At 68.4% G+C, this 20,501-nt stretch carries 22 protein-coding genes; 14 read left to right on the top strand and 8 right to left on the bottom strand.

The genetic code is table 11. The features are described from left to right. Nucleotides 1-671: 671 nt before the first annotated feature. Nucleotides 672-1,244 carry a TetR/AcrR family transcriptional regulator gene (locus R4I43_RS20545; RefSeq protein ID WP_324267288.1) on the bottom strand — a complete coding sequence of 191 codons (573 nt, stop codon included), beginning with the start codon at nt 1,242-1,244 and terminating at the stop codon, nt 672-674. Nucleotides 1,245-1,543: 299 nt separating this feature from the next. Here R4I43_RS20545 and R4I43_RS20540 point away from each other — a divergent pair, with 299 nt between their 5' ends. From R4I43_RS20540 to R4I43_RS20520, 5 genes are all read left to right on the top strand, one after another. Then, nucleotides 1,544-3,052, top strand: coding sequence for an APC family permease (locus R4I43_RS20540; protein WP_324267287.1), 1,509 nt, complete (start codon nt 1,544-1,546; stop codon nt 3,050-3,052). A 26-nt stretch (nt 3,053-3,078) separates the two neighbouring features. Continuing rightward, complete coding sequence (locus R4I43_RS20535; protein ID WP_324267286.1) at nt 3,079-4,428, top strand: flavin monoamine oxidase family protein; 1,350 nt, start codon at nt 3,079-3,081, stop codon at nt 4,426-4,428. A 25-nt stretch (nt 4,429-4,453) separates the two neighbouring features. Then, a complete protein-coding gene (locus tag R4I43_RS20530) occupies nt 4,454-4,750 on the top strand; it encodes a hypothetical protein (protein ID WP_324267285.1) in 297 nt (98 codons plus the stop codon). Nucleotides 4,751-5,097: 347 nt separating this feature from the next. Beyond that, on the top strand, nt 5,098-6,078 hold the full coding sequence (locus R4I43_RS20525) for a hypothetical protein (protein ID WP_324267284.1): 981 nt from the start codon (nt 5,098-5,100) through the stop codon (nt 6,076-6,078). 133 nt (nt 6,079-6,211) lie between these two features. Then, nucleotides 6,212-6,619, top strand: a complete 408-nt coding sequence (locus tag R4I43_RS20520; protein ID WP_324267283.1) for an SDR family NAD(P)-dependent oxidoreductase — start codon at nt 6,212-6,214, stop codon at nt 6,617-6,619. Here R4I43_RS20520 and R4I43_RS20515 read toward each other — a convergent pair. Both R4I43_RS20515 and R4I43_RS20510 read right to left on the bottom strand, forming a co-directional pair. Next, complete coding sequence (locus R4I43_RS20515) at nt 6,595-7,527, bottom strand: GNAT family N-acetyltransferase (RefSeq protein WP_324267282.1); 933 nt, start codon at nt 7,525-7,527, stop codon at nt 6,595-6,597. The two genes, R4I43_RS20520 and R4I43_RS20515, sit on opposite strands and share 25 nt — an antisense overlap. Nucleotides 7,528-7,811: 284 nt before the next feature. Next, entirely contained in the window at nt 7,812-8,426 is a 615-nt protein-coding gene (locus R4I43_RS20510) for a dihydrofolate reductase family protein (RefSeq protein ID WP_324267281.1), read from the bottom strand. 273 nt (nt 8,427-8,699) lie between these two features. Between R4I43_RS20510 and R4I43_RS20505 the strand changes: the two genes are divergently transcribed. Both R4I43_RS20505 and R4I43_RS20500 read left to right on the top strand, forming a co-directional pair. Next, complete coding sequence (locus R4I43_RS20505) at nt 8,700-9,404, top strand: alpha/beta fold hydrolase (RefSeq protein ID WP_324267280.1); 705 nt, start codon at nt 8,700-8,702, stop codon at nt 9,402-9,404. Between the two features lie 535 nt (nt 9,405-9,939). Continuing rightward, on the top strand, nt 9,940-10,542 hold the full coding sequence (locus R4I43_RS20500; protein WP_324267279.1) for a GNAT family N-acetyltransferase: 603 nt from the start codon (nt 9,940-9,942) through the stop codon (nt 10,540-10,542). A gap of 252 nt (nt 10,543-10,794) precedes the next feature. Here R4I43_RS20500 and R4I43_RS20495 read toward each other — a convergent pair whose 3' ends face one another. After that, nucleotides 10,795-11,436 carry a hypothetical protein gene (locus R4I43_RS20495; protein ID WP_324267278.1) on the bottom strand — a complete coding sequence of 214 codons (642 nt, stop codon included), beginning with the start codon at nt 11,434-11,436 and terminating at the stop codon, nt 10,795-10,797. A gap of 563 nt (nt 11,437-11,999) precedes the next feature. Between R4I43_RS20495 and R4I43_RS20490 the strand changes: the two genes are divergently transcribed. The 3 genes from R4I43_RS20490 (at nt 12,000) to R4I43_RS20480 (ending at nt 15,427) form a co-directional block, all read left to right on the top strand. Further along, on the top strand, nt 12,000-13,553 hold the full coding sequence (locus R4I43_RS20490; protein WP_324267277.1) for an AMP-binding protein: 1,554 nt from the start codon (nt 12,000-12,002) through the stop codon (nt 13,551-13,553). A 449-nt stretch (nt 13,554-14,002) separates the two neighbouring features. Continuing rightward, a complete protein-coding gene (locus R4I43_RS20485; RefSeq protein WP_324267276.1) occupies nt 14,003-14,800 on the top strand; it encodes an SDR family NAD(P)-dependent oxidoreductase in 798 nt (265 codons plus the stop codon). A gap of 96 nt (nt 14,801-14,896) precedes the next feature. Beyond that, entirely contained in the window at nt 14,897-15,427 is a 531-nt protein-coding gene (locus R4I43_RS20480; RefSeq protein ID WP_324267275.1) for a hypothetical protein, read from the top strand. A gap of 126 nt (nt 15,428-15,553) precedes the next feature. On the opposite strand, the gene R4I43_RS20475 is transcribed toward R4I43_RS20480, so the two are convergent. Beyond that, nucleotides 15,554-16,576 (bottom strand): SDR family oxidoreductase, encoded by a 1,023-nt coding sequence (locus tag R4I43_RS20475; protein WP_324267274.1) that lies wholly within the window; start codon nt 16,574-16,576, stop codon nt 15,554-15,556. Between the two features lie 181 nt (nt 16,577-16,757). On the opposite strand from R4I43_RS20475, the gene R4I43_RS20470 reads away from it, so the two are divergent. Continuing rightward, on the top strand, nt 16,758-16,982 hold the full coding sequence (locus tag R4I43_RS20470; RefSeq protein WP_324267273.1) for a hypothetical protein: 225 nt from the start codon (nt 16,758-16,760) through the stop codon (nt 16,980-16,982). A gap of 64 nt (nt 16,983-17,046) precedes the next feature. Further along, complete coding sequence (locus R4I43_RS20465; RefSeq protein ID WP_324267272.1) at nt 17,047-17,697, top strand: UdgX family uracil-DNA binding protein; 651 nt, start codon at nt 17,047-17,049, stop codon at nt 17,695-17,697. 17 nt (nt 17,698-17,714) lie between these two features. On the opposite strand, the gene R4I43_RS20460 is transcribed toward R4I43_RS20465, so the two are convergent. After that, a complete protein-coding gene (locus R4I43_RS20460; RefSeq protein ID WP_324267271.1) occupies nt 17,715-18,104 on the bottom strand; it encodes an ectoine synthase in 390 nt (129 codons plus the stop codon). A gap of 174 nt (nt 18,105-18,278) precedes the next feature. On the opposite strand from R4I43_RS20460, the gene R4I43_RS20455 reads away from it, so the two are divergent. Both R4I43_RS20455 and R4I43_RS20450 read left to right on the top strand, forming a co-directional pair. After that, complete coding sequence (locus R4I43_RS20455) at nt 18,279-18,491, top strand: DUF2188 domain-containing protein (RefSeq protein WP_324267270.1); 213 nt, start codon at nt 18,279-18,281, stop codon at nt 18,489-18,491. A 184-nt stretch (nt 18,492-18,675) separates the two neighbouring features. Next, entirely contained in the window at nt 18,676-18,897 is a 222-nt protein-coding gene (locus R4I43_RS20450; RefSeq protein WP_324267269.1) for a hypothetical protein, read from the top strand. 122 nt (nt 18,898-19,019) lie between these two features. On the opposite strand, the gene R4I43_RS20445 is transcribed toward R4I43_RS20450, so the two are convergent. Together R4I43_RS20445 and R4I43_RS20440 are read right to left on the bottom strand one after the other, a co-directional pair. After that, entirely contained in the window at nt 19,020-19,160 is a 141-nt protein-coding gene (locus R4I43_RS20445; RefSeq protein ID WP_324267268.1) for a hypothetical protein, read from the bottom strand. A 229-nt stretch (nt 19,161-19,389) separates the two neighbouring features. Continuing rightward, a complete protein-coding gene (locus R4I43_RS20440) occupies nt 19,390-20,490 on the bottom strand; it encodes a glycoside hydrolase family 172 protein (protein WP_324267267.1) in 1,101 nt (366 codons plus the stop codon). Between the last annotated feature and the right edge of the window lie 11 nt (nt 20,491-20,501).

Below are 20,501 nucleotides of genomic sequence, written 5' to 3'. Positions count from 1 at the left end.
CACGACATCGCACACGAGTTGGTCGAGGCCGCTGCGGGTAACGAGGACGGCGGCAGCCGGGTAGCGACCGTCGCCATCGCCACGCTCACCGATCGGATTGCCGCCGACCAGCTGTGCTTGCCGAGAGCGATTCCGGACCAGGGGATGAGGTTTAGTCTCGATGCTGATCAAGGCGTGGCGCGTCGTGGCGCATGCCCAGAGGTCAGACTCGCGCGCTTCCTTTCTGACATGCGCTGCTTCGGCAGAGCACTGCGCGGCAGCCACGTAGTTGCCGCACTGAAACTATCGTGATTCTCAAACCTCAAGAGGCCGTGACACTGCGGCAGGTTTGCCATGCGACCCCTGCGGGAGACGGACGCGGCCGACGTCTGCGGCCTGTTGAATTGCGGCCAGAGCCGACTAGGGGACGCGCTGGGACACCCCGCAGCACCCGCCTCTGCGCCCCGTTTCCGCAGTACATAGTGCAGCCCTGCGTGTCCCACCAAGGTGTCCCAGGTGGACTCGCGCCGGGACGGACGGGACGGCGAAAACCTTCTGCTTCAACCTGCTTCAGGAAGCAGAAGGCGGTGAATAGTGCGCAAGGCCCCCTCGGACACTTTGCACCCCAGGTCAAGCCTTTGACCTGGGGTTTTTGACCAAGTCTCTCCACAATGGCGACTCTGCGACGAGAGCTAGCCGAGGGCGCGTAGCAGTTCGCGCAGCCTTTCGAGCCCGGCAAGCGCGGCCTCGCGGTCGCCGAGGCACAGCAACTGGAAGACCACCCCGTCGAGGGCCGCGAAAATGAGGTGGACGAGGGCGTCGTCGGGGGCGACCCCCGCCGCCTCGAGCTCTGTGAAGAGCTCCGCCCGATAAGCAGCATAGAGTCGCTCGACCTGCGGCTTGAACTCCGGCCGTCGGCGCGCTTCGAGTATCAGCTCGTACTGGAACGCCTGGTCGTCGGGATTGGCCACAACGAAGTCGACCAACCCGCCAAACAGGGCATCCATGTCGCCACTACCGGGTTTGGTGCTCATCGCACCAACGCTGTTGGCCAGCGAGAACTCCAGTGCTGCCGCCAAGAGCGCGTCGCGGGTCCCGAAGTGGTGGACGACAAGCCCGTGCGCGACGCCGGCCTCTTCGGCGACAGCGCGATAGGTCAGGTTCCGCAGTCCCCGACGGGCCACAACCTGCACCGCCGCCTCCAAGAGCGCGTTCCGCCCCTTGCCGTAACCCCGTCCGGAGCGTGCGGTCCTGTCATTCGTCATCGTCCCCACCCTCCACAACCTCCGGTCCACCGATCACCGGCATGGCCAAGGTCGATCCCGCGCTTGGCCCATCCTTCCGTCCGCGGTGATCACCCCCCAGCCCAGTCTCTCCGGAGATGACTCGAATTGTCCACTTGACCAGTTTGCACCCTCGGGTGCATGCTCTGTGCTACCGGTCACAACTGTCCATCTGGATAATTTGGCGATCTTCACCACCCCGGCACCTTTCAGCACGGGGTGTTCGTTCCAGCGACCCTCAACGACCTGTCCGGATACGGACATACCTCTGCGGAGCCACCATGTCCCAGCCCGTGCGCGGCAACGAGGCCGCGCCCACCGCGAGCGATGAGCGAAACCGCGAATTGCGCCGTGGCGCGATCGGCGTCGCCGGCGTCCTGTTCTTCGTCCTCTCCGCCCAGGCCCCGCTGACCGGCATCGGCGGCGCGCTACCGCTGGCCGTCGGCCTGGGAAACGGTGCCGGCGCCCCGGCCGCCTACCTGGTGGTCGGTCTGATCACCACGCTCTTCGCGGTCGGTTTCATCGCCATGAGCCGCCACATCACCGCCGGCGGCGCCTTCTACGCCTACATCGGTCGCGCCCTCGGCCCTAGGCTCGGCACCGGCTCGGCGCTGCTGGCCCTGTGGGCCTACAACACCGTGCAAGCCTGCATGTACGGGCTCTACGGCGCAGCCGTCTCCGGCTTGGCCGAGATCTACCTGCACATCGCCCCACCGTGGTGGGCGTGCGCAGTGGTCACGATGCTGCTGGTGCAGCTGCTCGGATCGCTCAACATCGACCTCGGCGCCCGGTTCCTCGCCGTGCTGGTCGGCGCGGAGATGGCGATCCTGCTCGCCTTCGCCCTGGTCACCCTGGTTGCCGGCGGCGGCCCCGAAGGACTGGCCCCGGCCGCCAGCTTCTCGCCCACGGCTCTGCTGACCGGTGCGCCCGGCGTCGCCCTGACCTTCGCGATCGCGTCGATGTTCGGCTTCGAGTCCACCGCGATCTATTCCGCCGAAGCCAAGGACCCAGCCCGCACCGTCCCCCGGGCCACCTACCTCTCCGTTGGCATCATCGCCCTGTTCTTCGCCTTCGTGTCCTGGATGGTGGTCAGCTCCTACGGCCCCAGCCGCATCGTCGAGCAAGCCGGTCAAGCGCTCGCGAGCGAAGACAGCACAACACTGGTCTTCTCCTCGGTGACGCAAGCGCTCGGCGGCTGGGCGGGAACCGCTGCCGGTGTGCTGATGGCGACCTCGCTGCTGGCCGGAATCCTCGCCTTCCACAACGCTTCCAACCGCTACGTGCACTCGCTCGGGAGAACCGGGGCACTGCCCTCGGTCATCTCACGGACTAACCGTCAGGGCGCGCCGTTCGTGGCCAGCGGCCTGCAGACCGCGCTCGCCCTGCTGGCGGTCCTGCCGTTCGCCGTCCTCGGACTCGACCCTGTGCTCACCCTGTTCTCCTGGGGCAGCGGTGTGGCGATCCTCGGACTGCTCGTTCTCTACTTCCTGACCTCTGTCTCGGTCGTGGTCTTCTTCCGCCGAACCCAGCTGGACACTCGCCTGTGGCACACCCTCATCGCCCCGGTGCTGGCCGCAGTCCTCATGACTGGACTCGCCACTCTCGTGCTGGCCAACTTCGACCTGCTCACCGGCGGCGCACCGGCCACCGCGATATCGCTCATCCTCACCGTCCCCACCGTGCTGCTCATCGGAGTGGCCATCGGCAGAAACCGCGGTGAGGACCAACCACCTGCCCCAGCCTCCGCCAACCCTGCAGCCGAAACGGGAACACGACTGCCGAACGCCTGACCTCATCCACGTCACCGAGGAGAACCATGTCCCCCACGCAGGACGCCGACGTCATCGTCGTAGGTGCCGGCTTCGCCGGCCTCACCGCCGCGCGCGAGCTGCGGCGGCAGGGCCACCGGGTGCTGGTCCTGGAGGCCCGCGACCGCATCGGCGGCCGAACTTGGACCGACATCCGGTTCGGCCGGGACCTGGAGATGGGCGGAACCTGGGTGCACTGGGTCCAGCCACACGTGTGGGCTGAGATGACCCGGTACGGCTTCGACACCACACCCTCCCCCATCCCCGTCCACGGCTACTGGATCAGCGGCGGCGAGCGTCGCAGCGGCACCGCCGAGGACCTGCTCGGCCTCATCGACCGCGGCATGACCGGCAGCACCGCGCAGGCCCTCGAGCACTTCCCGCACCCGTACCAGCCGCTTCAGGGCGGCGACCGGCTCGCCGAGATCGACAAGCTCAGCATCCGGACCAAGCTCGAACAGCTCGACCTCACCCCCGAGGAGTTCGACGCCGTCGAGGGCATGTGGGCGACGAACTTCAACGGCCCCACCGAGAACGGCGGCTACGCGCAAGCCCTGCGCTGGGTGGCGCTCACCGGAGGAAGCTGGCAGCTCAACTTCGAGGCGTGCGCCACCTACAAGATCGTCGGCGGCACCCGTGGCCTCGCAGAGGCGATGGCCGCCGATTCCGGAGCTGAGATCCGCACCGGCGCGCGCGTGACCTCCATTGAGCAGGACGACACCGAGGCACGCCTCGCGCTCGACGACGGCTCACACCTGACCGCGGGCGCTGTGGTGGTCACCCTGCCGCTCAACGTACTGGACTCCGTCACCTTCGAACCGCCCTTGGCCGAGGGCAAGCGCCGCGCCGCCCAGCAGGGGCAGACCTCTCGGGGCCTGAAGGTCTGGGCACGGCTGCGCGGCGAGTACGAACCCTTCGTCGCGATCTCGCCCAGCTCCGGACCACTCACCCTGTGCCAAGTCGAACACGTCGACAACGGCGAGACGATCGTGGTCGCCTTCGGCTCGGACAGCCGCAAGCTCGACGGCAGCGACCCGACCGCAGTCCAGGACGCGCTGCGGCAATGGCTGCCGGACGTCGAGGTGCTCGATGTCGCCAGCCACGACTGGGTCGACGACGATCTCTCCGGCGAGACCTGGCCCATGCAGCGCTCGGGCCAGCTCACCGAATCCCTCGCCGAACTGCAACGCCCTGAAGGCCGCATCTTCCTCGCCGGTTCTGACTACGCCAACGGCTGGGCCGGCTTCATCGATGGCGCCATCGAGAGTGGCATGCGCACCAGCCGTGAGGTACACGGCCAGCTCACGGCCATCGAACCCGTCACCTCGTTTGAGGATCGATCCCCTGCACAGTCCTAATCAGACAGACCTTTAGGAGGACAACATGAAGCAACACCTGGTCGAGTTCGTCCACATCCGCGTCCATGACGGTCAGGAGGAGGAGTTCCTCGCCAGCCGACCAAGAGCCGTGGCCGACGTCGCCGCAGCCATCCCAGGCTTCATCAGCGCCCCCGTCATCGCCAAAGGCGACGACGGACTCTGGACCGACGTCTGGATCTACGACAGCCTCGAACAGGCCGAAGCAGCCAACGCCAAAGCCGCCGACCTGCCCGGATTCACCAGGATGGCCGCCGTCAGCGACGTCGTCTCCGTCGACATGACCTGGATGCCGGTCGACTGAGAACCGGGAGAGCTGCGGTTCCCCTCAAGACGTTCAGGCGTCTTCCAATGACGCGATGTGCGCTGTGCAGCTCGGCGGGGACGAGCTCTCCGCTGCTACTCCGTGGCACTCTCGAACGGCCTCACCCAAGCGGGCACGCAACCCACCAGCCTTTCTCGTCACGCCGTCGTGCCACGCGCACGGGCAACGGCGTGACTGCCAGGCCTTCTGCAGGGCCGGTGGTACGGGTAGTTGCAGACCTCGTTTGGACGCAGCCGTCGCCTGGGGAGCTCTGTGGTCGCCTGGGTGAGGTATTTGAGTAGAAGCACCTAAGGACATGTGGCTGCGGTGATGCTGTAATGCCGTCGATGAGCAACTCGCAGCGTCTTTCCTCGGAGCAACGCGCACGCCTGGAACGGTTGGGCGAACAGGGCGTGCTCTCCCGTGAGCAGGTCGCAGCCGTCCTCGACGAGCTCGACCGCGAGCGGGGTGCGGCCTGGGGCTCGCGCACCGCCGTGTGGGAGGTGCTCGGTTACATCGGCGGTGCGCTGGTCCTCGGTGGTGCCGTTCTGCTGGTGGGGATGTACTGGGAAGACCTGGCAGTCCCCGCGCGCGTTGGCCTGCTGGTCGCCGCGACCCTCGCCTTGGTTGGCGCCGGACTGGTCATGGTCGGCGGGCCGCGTGCTCTGCGAGCGTTCGGCGAAGCGGAACCGTCTGCGCGCAGCCGGATCGTGTCCGCTCTGGTCGCCTTGGCTTCCTGCACGGCTGCGCTCGCCGTCGCAAGCGGGGTTGACGTGCTCGAGTCGTTGGCGGCCTCGGTCACCGGTTTGCTCGTCGCCTTGCTCGGATACGTTGTGGTGGGCGGACTTCCCGTTCTGCTGGTGGCCGTCGGGTTCAGCGTCGGCGTGGTGGCGGCCGCGGTTGCCGAATGGTTCGACAGCTCGTCACCGGCCCACACGACGGGCTTGGTGGCACTGGGCACCCTGTGGACCGCACTCGCTGTTCTTGGCGTGGTGCGTCACCGCCGCCCGGTCCTCGGGGCGGGCGTGCTGATCGCTCTGGCCGGGGCGCAGTACGCGGTGGGCCTGGGCCCGTCGTGGGTGGGTTACGGGTTGACCCTGTTGATCGGGTTGCTCTGCTTCGGCGGCTACCTGGTCGAGCGGGCCGTGGTGTTGCTGGCGCTGGGCGTGCTCGCCGTGACAGTGGCGGTGCCCGAAGCGGTTTGGGACTGGACGGGTGGTGCGCTCGGCGGGCCGGTCGTGGTGCTGCTGGTGGGGGTGGTGTTCCTCGCCGCCTCGGCGCTGGGTCTTCGCCTGCGAAGGCGAGCACCCGCATCGGATCAGCGCTGAAACAGGCCGAATGCGCGTGCACCCTGTTGTGCGCGTTCATGTGGCACGCGCACATGGATCCCGTGATGTTTGCGTGTTGACACCACATGTCATCCCTCGGACAGGCGTCCTACCTTGTCCGTCATGACCACCAGTGACCCGCACAACACCGCGGCGAACGCGCGAGCGGCTGGAGGGCAAGGCAGCTCTCGTCACCGGCGCCGCGGGTGGAATCGGCAAGGCCTGCGCTGAGGCGCTGGCCGCGGCCGGCACCGCCGTGCACCTCGTCGACCAGCGCAGCGCTGCGTCCGTCGCGCCCGAGATCAGCGGCGACTCCTACGTCGTCGATCTACCCGACATTTCGCTGGAGATCCAACTCGCGAGCGACGCAGAGCATCCACCTCGCGCATGCCCTCTGACCTGCGAGGACGGTGCGCGTGTGGCTGGTGGGACGTCGGGTTCGGGCGGCGCCCGCCGTACCGGTTTCGATTGCGCGTCCGGTTCCCGATTCCGCTGGAAACGGGCCACGGGGGCTCGTCAGCGAAGGTCGTCGATGACATAGGTGTCGGGCCTGCAGTACCCTGGTTCGTCCGGTTTCTGCATGATCACGCCCTCGAGCCACGTGCGGTAACCACGCGCGAGCAATCGTCGGCAGGCGTCGTGACGAGCCGCGTTGGCACCGGCGACCATTCGTTCGAGTCCGCGCTTACCCGCCAGGTCCTCGCAGGCGTCAAGCAGCCGCTCGAAGACCTCCGGTGCGTCCGCTCCCGGCCGCACTGCCCCGAACTTGATGAAGCACGCCCCGCTACCAGCTTCACCCGCGCCGCAGTGGCACACCGCGAACCCGAGAAGTTCCCCGTCTCCGTGCACGAGCACGGTATCGCCGAGCCCCTGGGCGTGCGTGGACCTGATCTCGTGCGCCACGTCGAGACCGTCGAAAATGGCGTCGGTCACCTCGAAGCATCCGCGCACAACGCCATCGCGCTCGGCTTCCGGGGTCTCGGAGTACGTCGTGTATCCGTGGGACTCGATGACGGGCGAAACCGGTTTGTCCATCAGCGGCGTCAGGTACTGCGGCCAGAACCCGAACTTCTGGTAGAGGCCGATGTGCTGCGGGCTCTGCGGAAAGGTGAACAGGCCAGCTTGGCGTACCTGCCACCTCTCGAAGAGGTCCATGACAGGCCGCATGAGGAGACTGGCGATCCCCTGCCCCCACAAGTCCGGTCGGACCGTGATGGGACCGAAGAACCCGAAGCTCCCCCAACGGGTGACGAAGTTGGAACCGACGATCTCCCCGTCGCGTTCCGCCGCGAACGCCCAGTCCGGAGCGGCGGTGAAACGAGGCTGGACATACTCCACGTCACCGAACACCGTGACCGGTTCTGGAACGCCGAGGAATGTGCCAAACGCGGTGCGCATGACGAAATCGGCAGCGTCGAGGTCACCCTCCTGGAGCGGACGGACCGACACACCGGCTCCAGCAGACGCAGGAGATTCAGTGATAGGCACCGTCCACCCTCCAGAAGCCGACGCTCCCCTTCAGAAACCATGGTCGCTCACCGTCGACCGGGCGGCAATTCTTCGAAGCCGTCGGAGCCCACATCGAACTCGCGCCGGCCATGGACTTCAACGACATGCAGACGGAAGTCCCAGCAGTGCGAAGTTGTCCTCGATCATCCTCCCCAGCACCGAGTTGGGACGCAGCGCAGCGTTGCAGGCAGGCGGGTCGTACCACCTTCGCCGTCAGTTGCCGCTCAGCCGGCCTCGTCGCGTTTGCGGTAGCGGATGTGAGTGGTCAGCGGGGAGTGGAGCACCTCGACGGGCTCGAAACCGAAGTTCTCGACACCGTCGAACATGCGCTCGCCGCTGCCGAGCAGGACGGGTGCGATGTCGAGGGTGAGTTCGTCGATCACGTCGGCGTTGAGTGCCTGTCGAACGGTCGAAGCGCCACCGGCGATGTCCACACCCTTGCCGTCGGCGGTGTCGAGCGCCTGCGCGTAAGCGGCGTCGAAGCCCTCGGTGACGAAGTGGAAGGTGGTCCCGCCCTCCATCTCGATCGGTTCGTGGGCGAAGTGAGTGAGCACGAAGACCGGGGCGTGGTAGGGAGGTTCGGAACCCCACCAGCCGTTCCAGGTCTCGTTCCACTCACCTCGGATCGGCCCGAACATGTTTCGGCCCATGACGTAGGCGCCACGCGGGCGCATGAGCCAACTGTTGGCCGTCTTGTCGGCTTCGGTCGCGCGCGGGTCGCCGATGTGCCAGCCGTGCAGCTCGTGGCCGCGCTTGCCCAGCGGATCGTCCCGGCTCTGCTCGGGTCCGGCGACGAAGCCGTCGAGCGAGATCGACATGTGGCAGGTGGTGTCGGACAACAGCTTCTCCGAAAGTAGTAGTTGTGGGTCTCGTTGCGATCATGGGATCGCATGACACACGTACAGACTGGCAAAGGCGACCGAACTCATCGCGACATCGCCAAGCCGTTGGAGGTGTGGCGGGCTCGCGTTCAGGCGCCACTCGTCGTGACCCCCGCGGACCGTTCCAGCCAACAACCCACTTGGTCCGTTGACAAGCAGATTGGGGCTCCCTACCTCGGTGAACAGGCGGGCTGTCGAGGCGCTCGGGACACCCAGATCAAGGAGGAGGAGATGCGTGTTGTGTTTGTGCACGGGGCGTGCGTCCGTGACGGGTCTTGGTGGTGGCACCAGGCCTCCGCGGCCCTGCAGGAGCGCGGCATCAGCAGCGTTGCCCCGGCGCTGCCGAGCTGCGGCGAGGGCGACCGGCCGGCCGCACCGCAGGGTCCCGGACTGCCCGAGGACGTCGCCGCAGTGCGCGCTGCCCTGACCGAGGGGGACGAGCCAATCGTGGTCGTGGCGCACAGCTACGGCGGCATTGTCGCCACCGAGGCGGCCGTGGGCGTCGAGGCGGTGCGTCACCTGGTGTTCGTGTCGAGCTACCTGCCCGAGCCCTGCGAGGCGCTGTCGACGTTCGGCGCCGACGCGCCGCCACCGTTCCTGGACTTCGACCCTGACGGCGACGGCGGCACGTTCCGCGCCAGGCCCGAGCTGTTCGCCGAGACGTTCGTCCAGGACTGCCCCCCGGACATCGCCCGCGACGCAGCCTCCCTCCTGGCCCGGCAGACGCTGGCCGTAACCCACCAGCCCGTACGGGCGGCGGCGTGGCACGACCTGCCCACGACCTACGTGGTGTGCACCGAGGACCTGAGCACCCCGGCGGCGGCGCAACGCGAATTCTCCCGCCGCGCGGACAACGTCATCGAGGTGAAGGCGGGCCACCACCCGTTCGTGTCGCAGCCGCAGACCGTCGCCGACATCATCGCGAGCCTGTCGTGACCGGCGACACTGGAGATCTCCTGGGCGATCTCGCGGTGGGCACAACCTCACACGGAACCGGGCGTGCCGACCGGCGTCGTTGACAGTGACCTTCAGCAAGGTGCAAGCCTTCGACCGACGCGAAAGACCCGTGAAAACGGATCCGCATCACCGTTCCCGAAGACCCCGGGTTCCCGGGAAAGGCTCGCTTAGGCCGGTAGCCAACAGTGTCGGTTGGTGAGGCCCTCGCGGACGCGGGCCAAGGTCATCTCGCCGCGGATGATGCGCAATGCTCACCCACCGCGTGGCGCAATCAGGCCTGCTCCAGGCTTGCATGCGGCGCGAGGCCCGGCACTGCGGGCACACCAGTCACGCACAGCACCCCGGGACTTGCCCGGGGCAGGAGGGTTCAACCGCGAGGATGGTTTCCCAAGGCCTGTCAGTCCAACGCCATCGACGAAGCCCCGCCCCGACAAGCCCACGATCACAGCCGGAACTACTGACGGACGGGGTCGCAGACTGGGAACTCGCCTCTCGGCGAGATCGTTCAACAGGCGTGACGCACCACCAAGACACCTCTGCGGTACGCCCCATCACCGACGCCGACATCCCCACCGCCGTGGAGACCCTTGCCCGGGCTTTCGCCGACTACCCCTACACCCGGCACGTGGTCGCCGAAGACGACCACGAGGAGCGGATTCGGCGTTTCCAGCAACTCTGCCTGACCCGCATCGGAATGGTGTACGGCCGCGTGTGGGTCGCCGACGCGGGCCGCGCTGTCGCCGTCTGGACCACCCCTGAACAGGACCCGTCGCCCGCCTTTGCTGAGGTTGGCCCGCTGCTCGGCGACCTCGCCGGTGACCGGGCCGTTGCCTACGAGTCCGCGGAGCAGGCTGTCGCTCCGTACCGGCCGCAGGAGCCAGCTTGGTTCCTCGACACGGTAGGAGTCACCCCTGAGGCCCAAGGCCAGGGTCTGGGCAGCGCGGTGCTCCTGCCTGGCATTGAGGCGGCCGCTCACGCCGGGTACCCGGCATACCTGGAGACTTCCAGCGAGCGGAACGTCAAGTTCTACGAGCGTCTTGGCTTCGAGGTCACGGCCGAGGTCCTGCTCCCCGGCAACGGACCCCACACGTGGTGCATGCGCAAGGACCCCCGCTAGGACGACCTCGGGCCCGCGATGGACTCCAGGCATGCTTGGTCGTCGTAGACCAGACGCGGCCTCGGCGGTCGCGGATGATGGCGCCGACCCGGACTGCGGTGAGGACGTCAGGCGCCGGACGGAACTGATCGACATCGCGATTCGAGTTCTACCTGCACCCCGCAACGCGCTGAGCGACGACTCGCGGAGGCGGTCGCGGCCGTCCTCAACAGCGCGCACCGTTGGCGTCGGTCGAGCGGAGCTCAGAACGTGTCAGGTGTGGCTGAAGGCGTCGACGATCGTTCGGCGATTCTTGTGCCGACGCTCGTAGCTGACCAGCTTCGTCTGCTCCTCAGCGGGCAACTCCCGCACCTTCGGAAGGATCTCGTCCAAGTTCATCTCGTCGTAGCCCGGCCAGGGCTGGTCCTCGCACAGCTTGTCGATGCGCCCGATGACCGTCGCACGCGCGTGGTGCCGCGTTTCGTAGCCGCGGACCTTGCGCAGTTCGAACTGCGACAAACTGTGCAACTTGTGCACGATCTCGTCCGCCGTGAGCTTGTCGTAGTGCGAAATCGGCAGGTCCTCTTCGCCGATGAACGCCCCCACGACCGCCCCTTCTGCCTCGGCAGCTCCGGGGATGCGGCGGGCGGCCTGGTCCACCTCACGGCCCGCGCGGCGCACGGCCTGGTCCGCCTCGTCTACCCCGTCTTCGAGCTCCTGCTGTGCCCCGCCCACAATGGCCTGGCCGCGCTCCGACAGATCGTCGAACGCACTGCCGAGCCGCTGCATCACCTGATTCCGTTCTCGCCACGCATGCCCGACCCAGCCGGGTGCACCACGCAGGGCGTCCACCACCCACGCTGTCGCGCCAACCGTTGCATACAACGACCGCTGTGTCTCCCGCACCAGATCCACCGCGTCTCCCCTAGTCCTCATCGTGCGCACACCTGTGCAGAACCCTGTTACGACCAGAGGATTCCCCGATGAGGGCGCGCCGAAGCCTCGCTCCGAGCATGGCCACCACTTCGGACTAAACGGACCACACTATGGCGAACTGATCCAGCCTGACTGGTCGACTCTCAGCCCTGGGCGATGACTACGCTGAGGACGTGACCGCCAGAACTGGGGGTCGATCTTCCGTTTGCGGCTGGAGCTCGCGGCTACCGGACAAGGCGGGACGGTACGACCGGCAACGGCGGTGGTAAGGGCGGCTCATGCTTCGAGGTCACATCCGATCGAGATAGAGGAGCAGGCGTCCCGGGTCGCAGGGTCCGTCATGTTAGGGACCGACGAGGTCACCATCGCCGCTCAGAACCGTCGCCTCGCTCTAGGCATCGATCCGCACGCCGTGGTAGTTCTCCTCGTGACCGAGAGCTTGAGCGCCAACCCACTCCGCTAGCTGCTGCGCAACACCGGCGATACCGGGCTCGGCGCTTCTTCCGGCGCCGAGGCCACGTCCCCGAGGAGATGATCCCGCCATGTTCGTCCCGTTCAGCGTCAGCGACTTCATCGACCGTGCGGTCCAGGTGTACGGCGACCGAGTAGGCGTCATCGACGAGCCGATGCAGCCGGCGGTGAGCCAGGGCGAGCTGACCTACGCGCAGGTGGGGGAACTGGCGCGTCGCCAGGCAGCGAAACTCGACCAGCTCGGCATCGGCGTCGGCGACCGGGTGGCGATCGTCAGCCACAACAGTGCGCGGCTGCTCACGTCGTTCTTCGGGGTCAGCGGATGGGGACGGGTGCTCGTCCCGGTCAACTTCCGGCTGCGGCCCGACGAGGTGCAGTACATCGTCGAGCACTCCGGCGCACGGGTGCTCTACGTCGACCCGGAGCTCGATGAGGCGCTGGCGGGTGTCAGCTGCGAGCACAAGTTCGTGCTCGGCGACGACGACGCGCTCTACGCGCCACCGGGATCCGAACCCCAGGCCTGGGAACCGGACGAGCAGGCGACCGCCACGATCAACTACACCTCCGGCACCACGGCGCGCCCCAAGGGCGTGCAGATCACGCACCGAAACATCTGGGTCAACGCGCTCACCTTCGGGCTGCACACCCAGATCAGCGACCGCGATGTCTACCTCCACACGCTCCCGCAGTTCCACGCCAACGGCTGGGGCATGCCCTTCGCCATGACCGGAGTCGGCGGGCAGCACATCATCCTGCGCAAGATCGACGGAGCCGAGATCCTGCGCCGGGTCCGCGACCACGGCGTCACAGTGATGTGCGCAGCTCCAGCGGTCGCGGCAGCGGTCCTGGACGCCGCCCAGGACTGGGAGGGCGAGATCCCCGGCCGGGACCGGGTGCGGATCATCATGGCCGGGGCACCCCCGCCGACCAAGACCGTGGTCCGGGTGCAGGAGGAGCTGGGCTGGGAGTTCATCCAGATCTACGGCCTCACCGAGACCTCGCCGCTGCTGACGGTCAACCGCACCCGCTCCGAGTGGGACGACCTCGAACCCGAGGAGCGTGCCCAGAAGCTCACCCGAGCCGGCGCACCGGCACTCGGCGTACGACTGAGCATCGACCAGTCCGAAGAGGGGGCCGGTGAGGTGCTGGCACGCTCCAACGTGGTGCTCGAAGGCTACTGGCAGCAGCCGGAGGAGACCGAGAAAGCACTCGACGGCGGCTGGTTCCACACCGGCGACGGCGGCCACCTCACCGACGACGGCTACCTCACGATCGCAGACCGCAAGAAGGACGTCATCATCACCGGCGGCGAGAACGTCTCCTCGATCGAGGTCGAGGACACCCTGTTCTCCCACCCCGCGGTCACGGAAGTCTGCGTGATCGGCGTTCCCAGCGAGAAGTGGGGCGAGACGATCAAGGCACTCGTGGTGCTCACTCCCGACTCAGAGGGCACTCCCGAGATCGAGGCCGAGCTGATCAAGTGGTGCAAGGACCGGATCGCCGGCTACAAAGCACCCACATCGGTGGCGTTCCGCACCGAACTCCCCCGCACCGCCACCGGCAAACTGCAGAAGTTCAAACTGCGCGCGCCCTACTGGGAGGGCCACACCCGGCAGGTCAACTAAGACGGACCCAATTGCCAGGCGCGGTTCCGGCGGCAACCCGTTCCCAGCCTGTCACCGGGACGTCGGCCGAGACTCGAGGCGGTCCGCAATTCGGCCCGCACTGAGTTCGCGCGCCCGACAGCGGCCGAGTGACGCGGGTACAAGACCCACTACAACCACAAGCAGTACCACGCGGGCAAGATCCCGCACGAGTACACCCGCCAGTACCACCAGCCGAAGACGTAAGGTGCCGCCCGCGTAGCAAAACGCCCCCGCCGAAGCGGGGGCGTACGCGAGTTCGAGGTGAGACCGCAGCGGACTCCAGGGCGCCGATCACCAGGTGATCGAACTCGGCGCGCTTCACGCCGGTTGCCGAACTCCGCTCGATCGGCCTCCGAGGTGTTTGAGGCCCACCGGCTACGGCAATCCGAGTACGGCCCCCGTTCGCCGAACGCCCTGGGAGGACAGACGTGGACACCCGCACACCGCTCGCCCTGGTGACCGGCGCATCGACCGGCATCGGCCGGGAGCTGGCGCGGTGCCTCGCCCAGGACGGCCACGACCTCCTGCTGACCGCGGAGAACGCCCAGGTGCACGACACGGCGCGCGAGATGGAGCGGATCGGAGCGAGCGTGGAGACCGTGCAGGTCGACCTCACCGAGCGCGGCGGCGTCGAAGAACTCGCCGGGCGGGCCGCGGCGACCGGGCGACCGATCGACGTGCTCGTGCTCAACGCCGGGGTCGGCACCGGCGGGTCCTTCGCAGGCGGAACCACCCTCGACGACCAATTGCGAGTGGTCGACCTCAACGTGCGCTCCACGGTGCACCTGGCGAAGTTGCTCGTTCCCGGAATGGTCGAACAACACCGCGGCCGGGTGCTGTTCACCTCCTCGATCGCGGCCACCGCACCGGGGCCGTTCCTCTCCGTCTACAACGCCTCGAAGGCGTTCGTGCAGTCCTTCGCGCAGGCGTTGCGCGAGGAGCTGCGCGGAACGGGCGTGACCGTCACCTCGCTGCTACCCGGGCCGACCGCCACCGAGTTCTTCGACCGTGCCCGGATGCGGGACACCAGGATCGGAGCCGGCCCCAAGGACAGCGCCGTGACCGTCGCACGTCAGGGCTACGCCGCCATGGTCAAGGGTCGCGACTCCGTGGTCGCCGGCTCGCGCAGCAACCGGGTGCAGGTCGCGATCTCGCGGGTGATGCCCGAACGGCTGATGGCCGCGGTCCACCGCCGGATGAGCGCCCCGGGCACCGCCAAGTCATGACCGCATCGCCCACGACCCGCGCCGAGCGCATCAGCTCGTGGCAGCAAGAGCACGTTCTTCGAGTTCAAGCCCACAGCTGCCGGAAAGGAGCAGGACATGGACGCACCACCGGCGAACGTCTCGCACCAGAAGCTGCTGGCGATCTACCTCAACGACCACCTCGCCGGTGCCACCGGGGGCGTGGAGCTGGCCGCTCGTGCGGCGCGTGCCAATCGGGGAGGAACACCCGACATCTCGGCGCGCATCAGGGCGCTGACCGAGGAAGTCCGCGCAGATCGTCGAAGCCTGCGGGAGATCATGGCATCGGTCGGCGTGAAAACGACGCACCACAAGGTGTTCGCGGCGTGGCTGGGTGAAAAGGCGGCCCGGTTCAAGCTGAACGCCGGCGTGTTCCGTCGCTCCCCGCTGAGCGCGTTGATCGAGGTGGAAGCCCTCAACGTGGCAGTGCAGGGCAAGGCTCGCGGTTGGCGCACCCTCCTCGCGGCTGCCGAGCGGGAACCAGGCCTCGACGCGCAACACCTGCGCACGCTGCTCGATCGCGCCCAGCAGCAGCTCTCCGAGCTCGAGAACCTGCACCACGAGGTGGCCACGCAGGTGTTCGGCGCGCGCGGACACCGGCCGGCCTGACACCGCTGCGACATCCGGACGTGGTTCCGCTTCCGCAGCAACCGGGCGAGAACGCCCGCGAGCCGCTGAAACGCCCGCCCCCGCCCGGTGTGGCGGGCCTCAGGACATCTACTTCGGGACGGAACGTCAGAGCCGGCGTCGCCGCGACATCGCGGCAGCCGTCAACGCGGCGGCACCGACCACGGCCGCAGCCAGGGCACCGTGACGGTGCGACGCCCACAGCTGCATGCTGCGGTTGCGCGACCTCTCGTCGAACACGCCTCGTGCCCCGTAGTCCCGGCCCGAAGCGCCGTCGGCGGGCGCCCACAGGTTCGCGGGCCGGTCAGGATCGGCGAGCACGTCCGACTGCTGGGCCGCAAACCCGTTGCGCGCGAGGTAGCGGTCCACAAGGCCCGGCGCGAACGTGTTGGCGATCAAGGTGCCCACGGTGCTGCCCCCGCACCAGTACTCGCGACGACGAGGATGATCGGCGGCGTGCACCACCGCTCGGGCCGCCACCTCCGGCTGGAAGATGGGCGGCAGCGGCTGCGGATGCTTCGGCAACCGGGACAGCACCCACGAGAACTGCGGCGTGTTCACGGCGGGAAGCTGCACCATCGTCACCCGAACACCACTGCGGTCGTGCAGCAGCTCGCACCGCAGCGATTCGTGGAACCCCTGAACAGCGTGCTTGGACGCGCAGTAGGCCGACTGCAACGGCACTCCCCGGTACGCCAACGCCGAACCCACCTGCACGATCGTCCCCAGATCGCGCGGACGCATCCGATCCAGCGCCGCCTTCGTCCCGTGGACGAATCCGAGGAGGTCCACCTCCACGACACGGCGGAACTCCCCCGGAGCGATCTGCGAGAACGGCGCGAACACCGAGGTGAACGCCGCGTTCACCCAGACGTCGATCGGCCCCAGACGTGCCTCGACCTCGTCGGCGGCGCGCCCGACCTGCTCCTCATCGGCGACATCGACCTCCAGGGGCAGCGCGTCGCACCCGGCGGCACGGACCTCCGCGGCAGCGGCCTCCAAGCCGGTGCTGCCGCGGGCCAGCAAGGCCACGCCCCGGGCACGCCGAGCGTATTCGCGCGCCACCGCCCGCCCCACGCCGCCAGTGGCGCCCGTGATCACGACGACCTGAGCCCGCGCTGCGTTGCGCACCCCCGCCTCCCTTCCGCAGTCGAGCGTGGAGCCCGAACATGCTGATCGACTGCTCCCACCGGGGACTACCCACGAGGGCCGTCACCGCAACGCGGTGGCGCCGATCTCGGGCGGGGTTTGCCGCCATCTCCGCACCGGGTAGCTCGACGGGCGTTCGGGAAGGACGTCTTGGGAGGCGATCATGAACCGCGGAACGGGTGGCGAGCACGAGCAGACGCCGGCAGAAGGTGAACCGACAACGCAGAACCCCACCGCCGGCACCGACGACGACACGTCCTACGACGAGGGCACCGGCGACCAGATCAGGCCGGACGCGGAGGAAGGATCCACCACCGAGCAGGGCCGGGACAGGGCGACCCACCACCTGCCTGCGGACATCCCGCCCGGCGAGATCCCGGAGCGGTGAGCTCCGCCGGTTCGGCGGACGGGACCGACCGCGCGTGGACGGACCGGGACGGACGGGAGGGACCATGCCACGACGAGAAGCCGGCGCCGAGGAGTTCGTGCCCGCGACAGGAGGACTGTCGGCGATGGCGAGCGCGGTGCAGACCTGCCGTGGATGCGCCCTGTACGAGAACGCCACCCAGGCCGTGTTCGGCGAGGGCTCGGCCCGAGCTCGCGTCCTGCTCGTCGGTGAGCAGCCAGGTGCGTCCGAGGACGTGGAGGGCCATCCCTTCGTCGGCCCGGCGGGCGGCACGCTCGACCGCGCCTTCCGGGAAACCGGCCTGCGGCGTGACGACGTGTACTTGACCAACGTGGTGAAGCACTTCAAGTTCGCACCCGCCGAGAGGGGCAAGCGGCGCATCCACAAGAAGCCGAGCGCGGGCGAGGTGCGCGCGTGCACGCCCTGGTTGACCGCCGAACTGCGTCTGGTGAAACCCGAACTCGTCGTCTGCCTGGGTGCGACCGCGGCCAAAGCGCTGTTCGGCGAGTCCTTCCGCGTCACCCACCACCGCGGGGTGCTGCTCGACTTCCCGGAGAGCTTCGAGCTCGGTGAGCGCGGCCCCGATTCCGCCCTCGCGACCGTGCACCCCTCCTCGGTCCTGCGTGCCACCGACCGCGAGGCCGCGTACCTGGACTTCCGGAACGATCTCCGCACCGCGGCCGAAGCGCTCGACTGACGCCGGCCGCGCCGGGCTCAGCGGTCGGTGATCAGCGGGTACACGCCGTCCTCGTCGTGAACCTCCCTGCCCGTGAGCGGCGGGTTGAAGACGCACACCGCTCGCATCTCGGTCGTCGGGCGCAGCTGGTGGTGCTCGTGCCCGTCGAGCAGGTAGACGGTTCCGGGCCGGAGCCGGTACGTCTTGCCGGTCTCCTGGTCGGTGAGCTCACCCTCCCCGTGGGTGATGAACACGGCCTCCACGTGGTGGGCGTACCAGAAGTCGTTGACGGTGTTGGCCTGGAGCGTGGTCTCGTGCACCGAGAAACCCGCGCCGTGCTTGGCGAGCAGGAGGCGCTTGCTGCGCCAGTTCGGCGTTTCGACGTCGTCCTCGGTTCCGGTGACGTCGTCCAGGTCGCGTACGAACACGTTTCCTCCCAGGCCGTCGGTCTTGATTGCCTCCCGCGCAGCACGGTTGTTACCCCGAACGCGCCGTCCCGAAACCGCAGCGGCTCACCGGTGCCGCGGCGGAGGGAGTTTGTGACGCGCCGCGACCGGGAAACACGGCGGTGGAAGCTGACGCGGTGTCGGGGAGCGGAAGACGTGCCTGCAGGTCAACGCGAAACGGGTGAGCGCCACGTGGTTCCGGACCAGCGCGGAGGTGGCTGGAAGGTCACCGGCGATGGTGCTGAGTTCCACGTGCCGCGGCAATGCGATGCGATCGATGAGGCGTGCTCGCAGCTCCGCCACGACGGCGGTGGAGCGGTGATCATCCACGGCCTGTCCGGTCAGGTCCAGGACCGGCGAACCGTGTAGGAAGTGGAATGCGGCGCTGCCAGGTGCTTCGGGGCGATTCGTCCCGCAGCCCCGCGCGCCGTGATCCCCGGCTCTGGCCTCAGGTTCCCGAGGCGAACACCTCCGTCGTGCCGCGTTCAGGTCTCAAGCTCGTGCGGCGATGTGCCGATATCACTCCACAACGCCGGGCCGGGACGGTGACACCATGGCTGAGGACTTCTGGGACGATCTCGTGGTCGACGTCTGCAACGCCGACGGCAGCCGCCCCGGCGCGGACCCGGTGCTGACCGCGATCTGGTTCGACCTCCTGGTGGCCGAGAACGGTCACCTCGCGGTCGGCGCCGTCCTGAGCGCCACGGCTCCGTCCGCCCGTTCCGCTGATGCGATCGCCGCCGACGCCGCGCACGTCAGCACATCCGCGACGTGATCGCGCCGCCTCACCACGCGGCACCAGCACCGGGAGTCGTCGGCGAGCGTTCAGGCGGGATCAGCACCACCCCGGTCCGCAGGTGACCTGAAAAGTCCTCACTGGAGGGACTCGCGAGCGCATCAAGCCGAGACCAGCCCCGGAGCGGTCCCGTCGCCGGGAGGCGAGCCGCGATCGCCCTCGTCGACGCAGGCACTCCCCTCGACCCGCAGGCGGTGCGCGCCTTCGTACTCCATGAGCGCTCGAGCGTTGCTGATCGCCACGGCCTGGCTGGTGCTTCGCGCACACGCCTGAGTGCCGCCCGGCGTCAGGACCTGCCAGGTCCCCTCTGGATGTCGGCGCACCCGCCACGTGCACATGCTCTCCGAGTTCCCCGTGCCGTGGAACGCTATTCCCGCCAGGCCGAATCCGATTCGGACACGCGCTCTGAGACCACCGCGTTCGCCCCGGTCGGCGGAGAGCGGCCCTCGCTTCCTCGCCGCTGCGGGATGCCTATGCGCGGCGGCCCAGGAGTTCCCGGATCCGAGCGGTGAGCCGCCGGGGGCCGGGTCGCGCGGGCTGCTGGGCGGGCAGCGGCGGGAACGGGGTGTGCGGTTCGATCTGGTACCAAAACGCTGTCGTGGCGATCTCGGCGTCCACCAGCGGCAGGTAGCGCCGGCCGGCCTTCCACCCGAGCGCCTGGACGGTGACCCGCAGATCGCGCTCGAAGCAGATCGGGTCGCGCAAGTGCCAGCGGTACATGCCGAACCGCTGGTGCGGCCGGTAGATCTCCTTCGGCGGCAGCACTTGGTGCAACCCCAGCTGCGCGGTCGAGAAGGTCCCGTAGCGACCGCCCACGTCGAAGTTCCAGGCTCCGCCGAAGTAGTCCTCCGTGCCGGTCCCGCAGATCGTCGGGTGCTGCTGATCACCGTCGAGGAAGAACTTGACCTCGCCCTCGCCCCACCAGCCCGGGGCACCCGGTCGGATGGCCAGGTAGGTCCCCACGTACCGGCCGGTGCCGCCGACGCCGTCGAGGATCGTGTGCACCGCTGGATCGCCGAGCGGGTTGCTGCGGCGCCAGCTCGCGTGGAAGAAGCCGACCCGCTCCGGCAGGTCCGTCTCCTGGTAGGTCACCTGGTAGTAGACGGGAACGCTGCGGCGCGTCGTGTTCTCCAGCGTGATCGTGGCGCGAGTGCGGAACGGCATCGGCCAGTAGCTGGTGAACCCGCCCGCGGGAGCGACCACCACGGCCTCGGAGTCGACCAGCGCGAGTTCCGCCCACCCGTTGCAGAAGAAGTCGCCGAGCGGCACCTCGACCGACGGGTCTCCTTCGCCGTCCCAGTACATCCGCAGCACCAGCTTCCGCACGCTCGGCACGTCGGTGGTCAGCCAGATGTGCTGGATCACGCCGGGACCGGCGACGTCGGCCAGCGTCGCGGTTCGACCCGCGGCCAGCTCGATCGAGGGCGAGACCTTCCACCCGGCGCCCAGCTCGCGGGCCGCCGAGGCACCGGTGCCCTCGACCGCCCGCGCTCCCCCGCCCTTCGCCCCGGTCGGGTTCTCCGGGGAGACCGATCGCGTGCGCATGTTCGGCAGCTTCCAGAGCTCGTCCACCACGCCTCCCG

The organism is Saccharopolyspora mangrovi, from assembly GCF_035320975.1.
Classification (GTDB): Bacteria; Actinomycetota; Actinomycetes; order Mycobacteriales; family Pseudonocardiaceae; genus Saccharopolyspora; species Saccharopolyspora mangrovi.
Note: the sequence above shows the minus strand (reverse complement) of the source record. Positions and strands in the feature narration are given on the sequence as shown.

Coding starts and splice junctions, on each gene's coding strand:
- R4I43_RS20545 (WP_324267288.1), bottom strand. CDS start 1,244: ATGACGAATGACAGGACCGCACGCTCCGGACGGGGTTACGGCAAGGGG.
- R4I43_RS20540 (WP_324267287.1), top strand. CDS start 1,544: ATGTCCCAGCCCGTGCGCGGCAACGAGGCCGCGCCCACCGCGAGCGAT.
- R4I43_RS20535 (WP_324267286.1), top strand. CDS start 3,079: ATGTCCCCCACGCAGGACGCCGACGTCATCGTCGTAGGTGCCGGCTTC.
- R4I43_RS20530 (WP_324267285.1), top strand. CDS start 4,454: ATGAAGCAACACCTGGTCGAGTTCGTCCACATCCGCGTCCATGACGGT.
- R4I43_RS20525 (WP_324267284.1), top strand. CDS start 5,098: ATGAGCAACTCGCAGCGTCTTTCCTCGGAGCAACGCGCACGCCTGGAA.
- R4I43_RS20505 (WP_324267280.1), top strand. CDS start 8,700: ATGCGTGTTGTGTTTGTGCACGGGGCGTGCGTCCGTGACGGGTCTTGG.
- R4I43_RS20490 (WP_324267277.1), top strand. CDS start 12,000: ATGTTCGTCCCGTTCAGCGTCAGCGACTTCATCGACCGTGCGGTCCAG.
- R4I43_RS20480 (WP_324267275.1), top strand. CDS start 14,897: ATGGACGCACCACCGGCGAACGTCTCGCACCAGAAGCTGCTGGCGATC.
- R4I43_RS20470 (WP_324267273.1), top strand. CDS start 16,758: ATGAACCGCGGAACGGGTGGCGAGCACGAGCAGACGCCGGCAGAAGGT.
- R4I43_RS20465 (WP_324267272.1), top strand. CDS start 17,047: ATGCCACGACGAGAAGCCGGCGCCGAGGAGTTCGTGCCCGCGACAGGA.
- R4I43_RS20450 (WP_324267269.1), top strand. CDS start 18,676: ATGGCTGAGGACTTCTGGGACGATCTCGTGGTCGACGTCTGCAACGCC.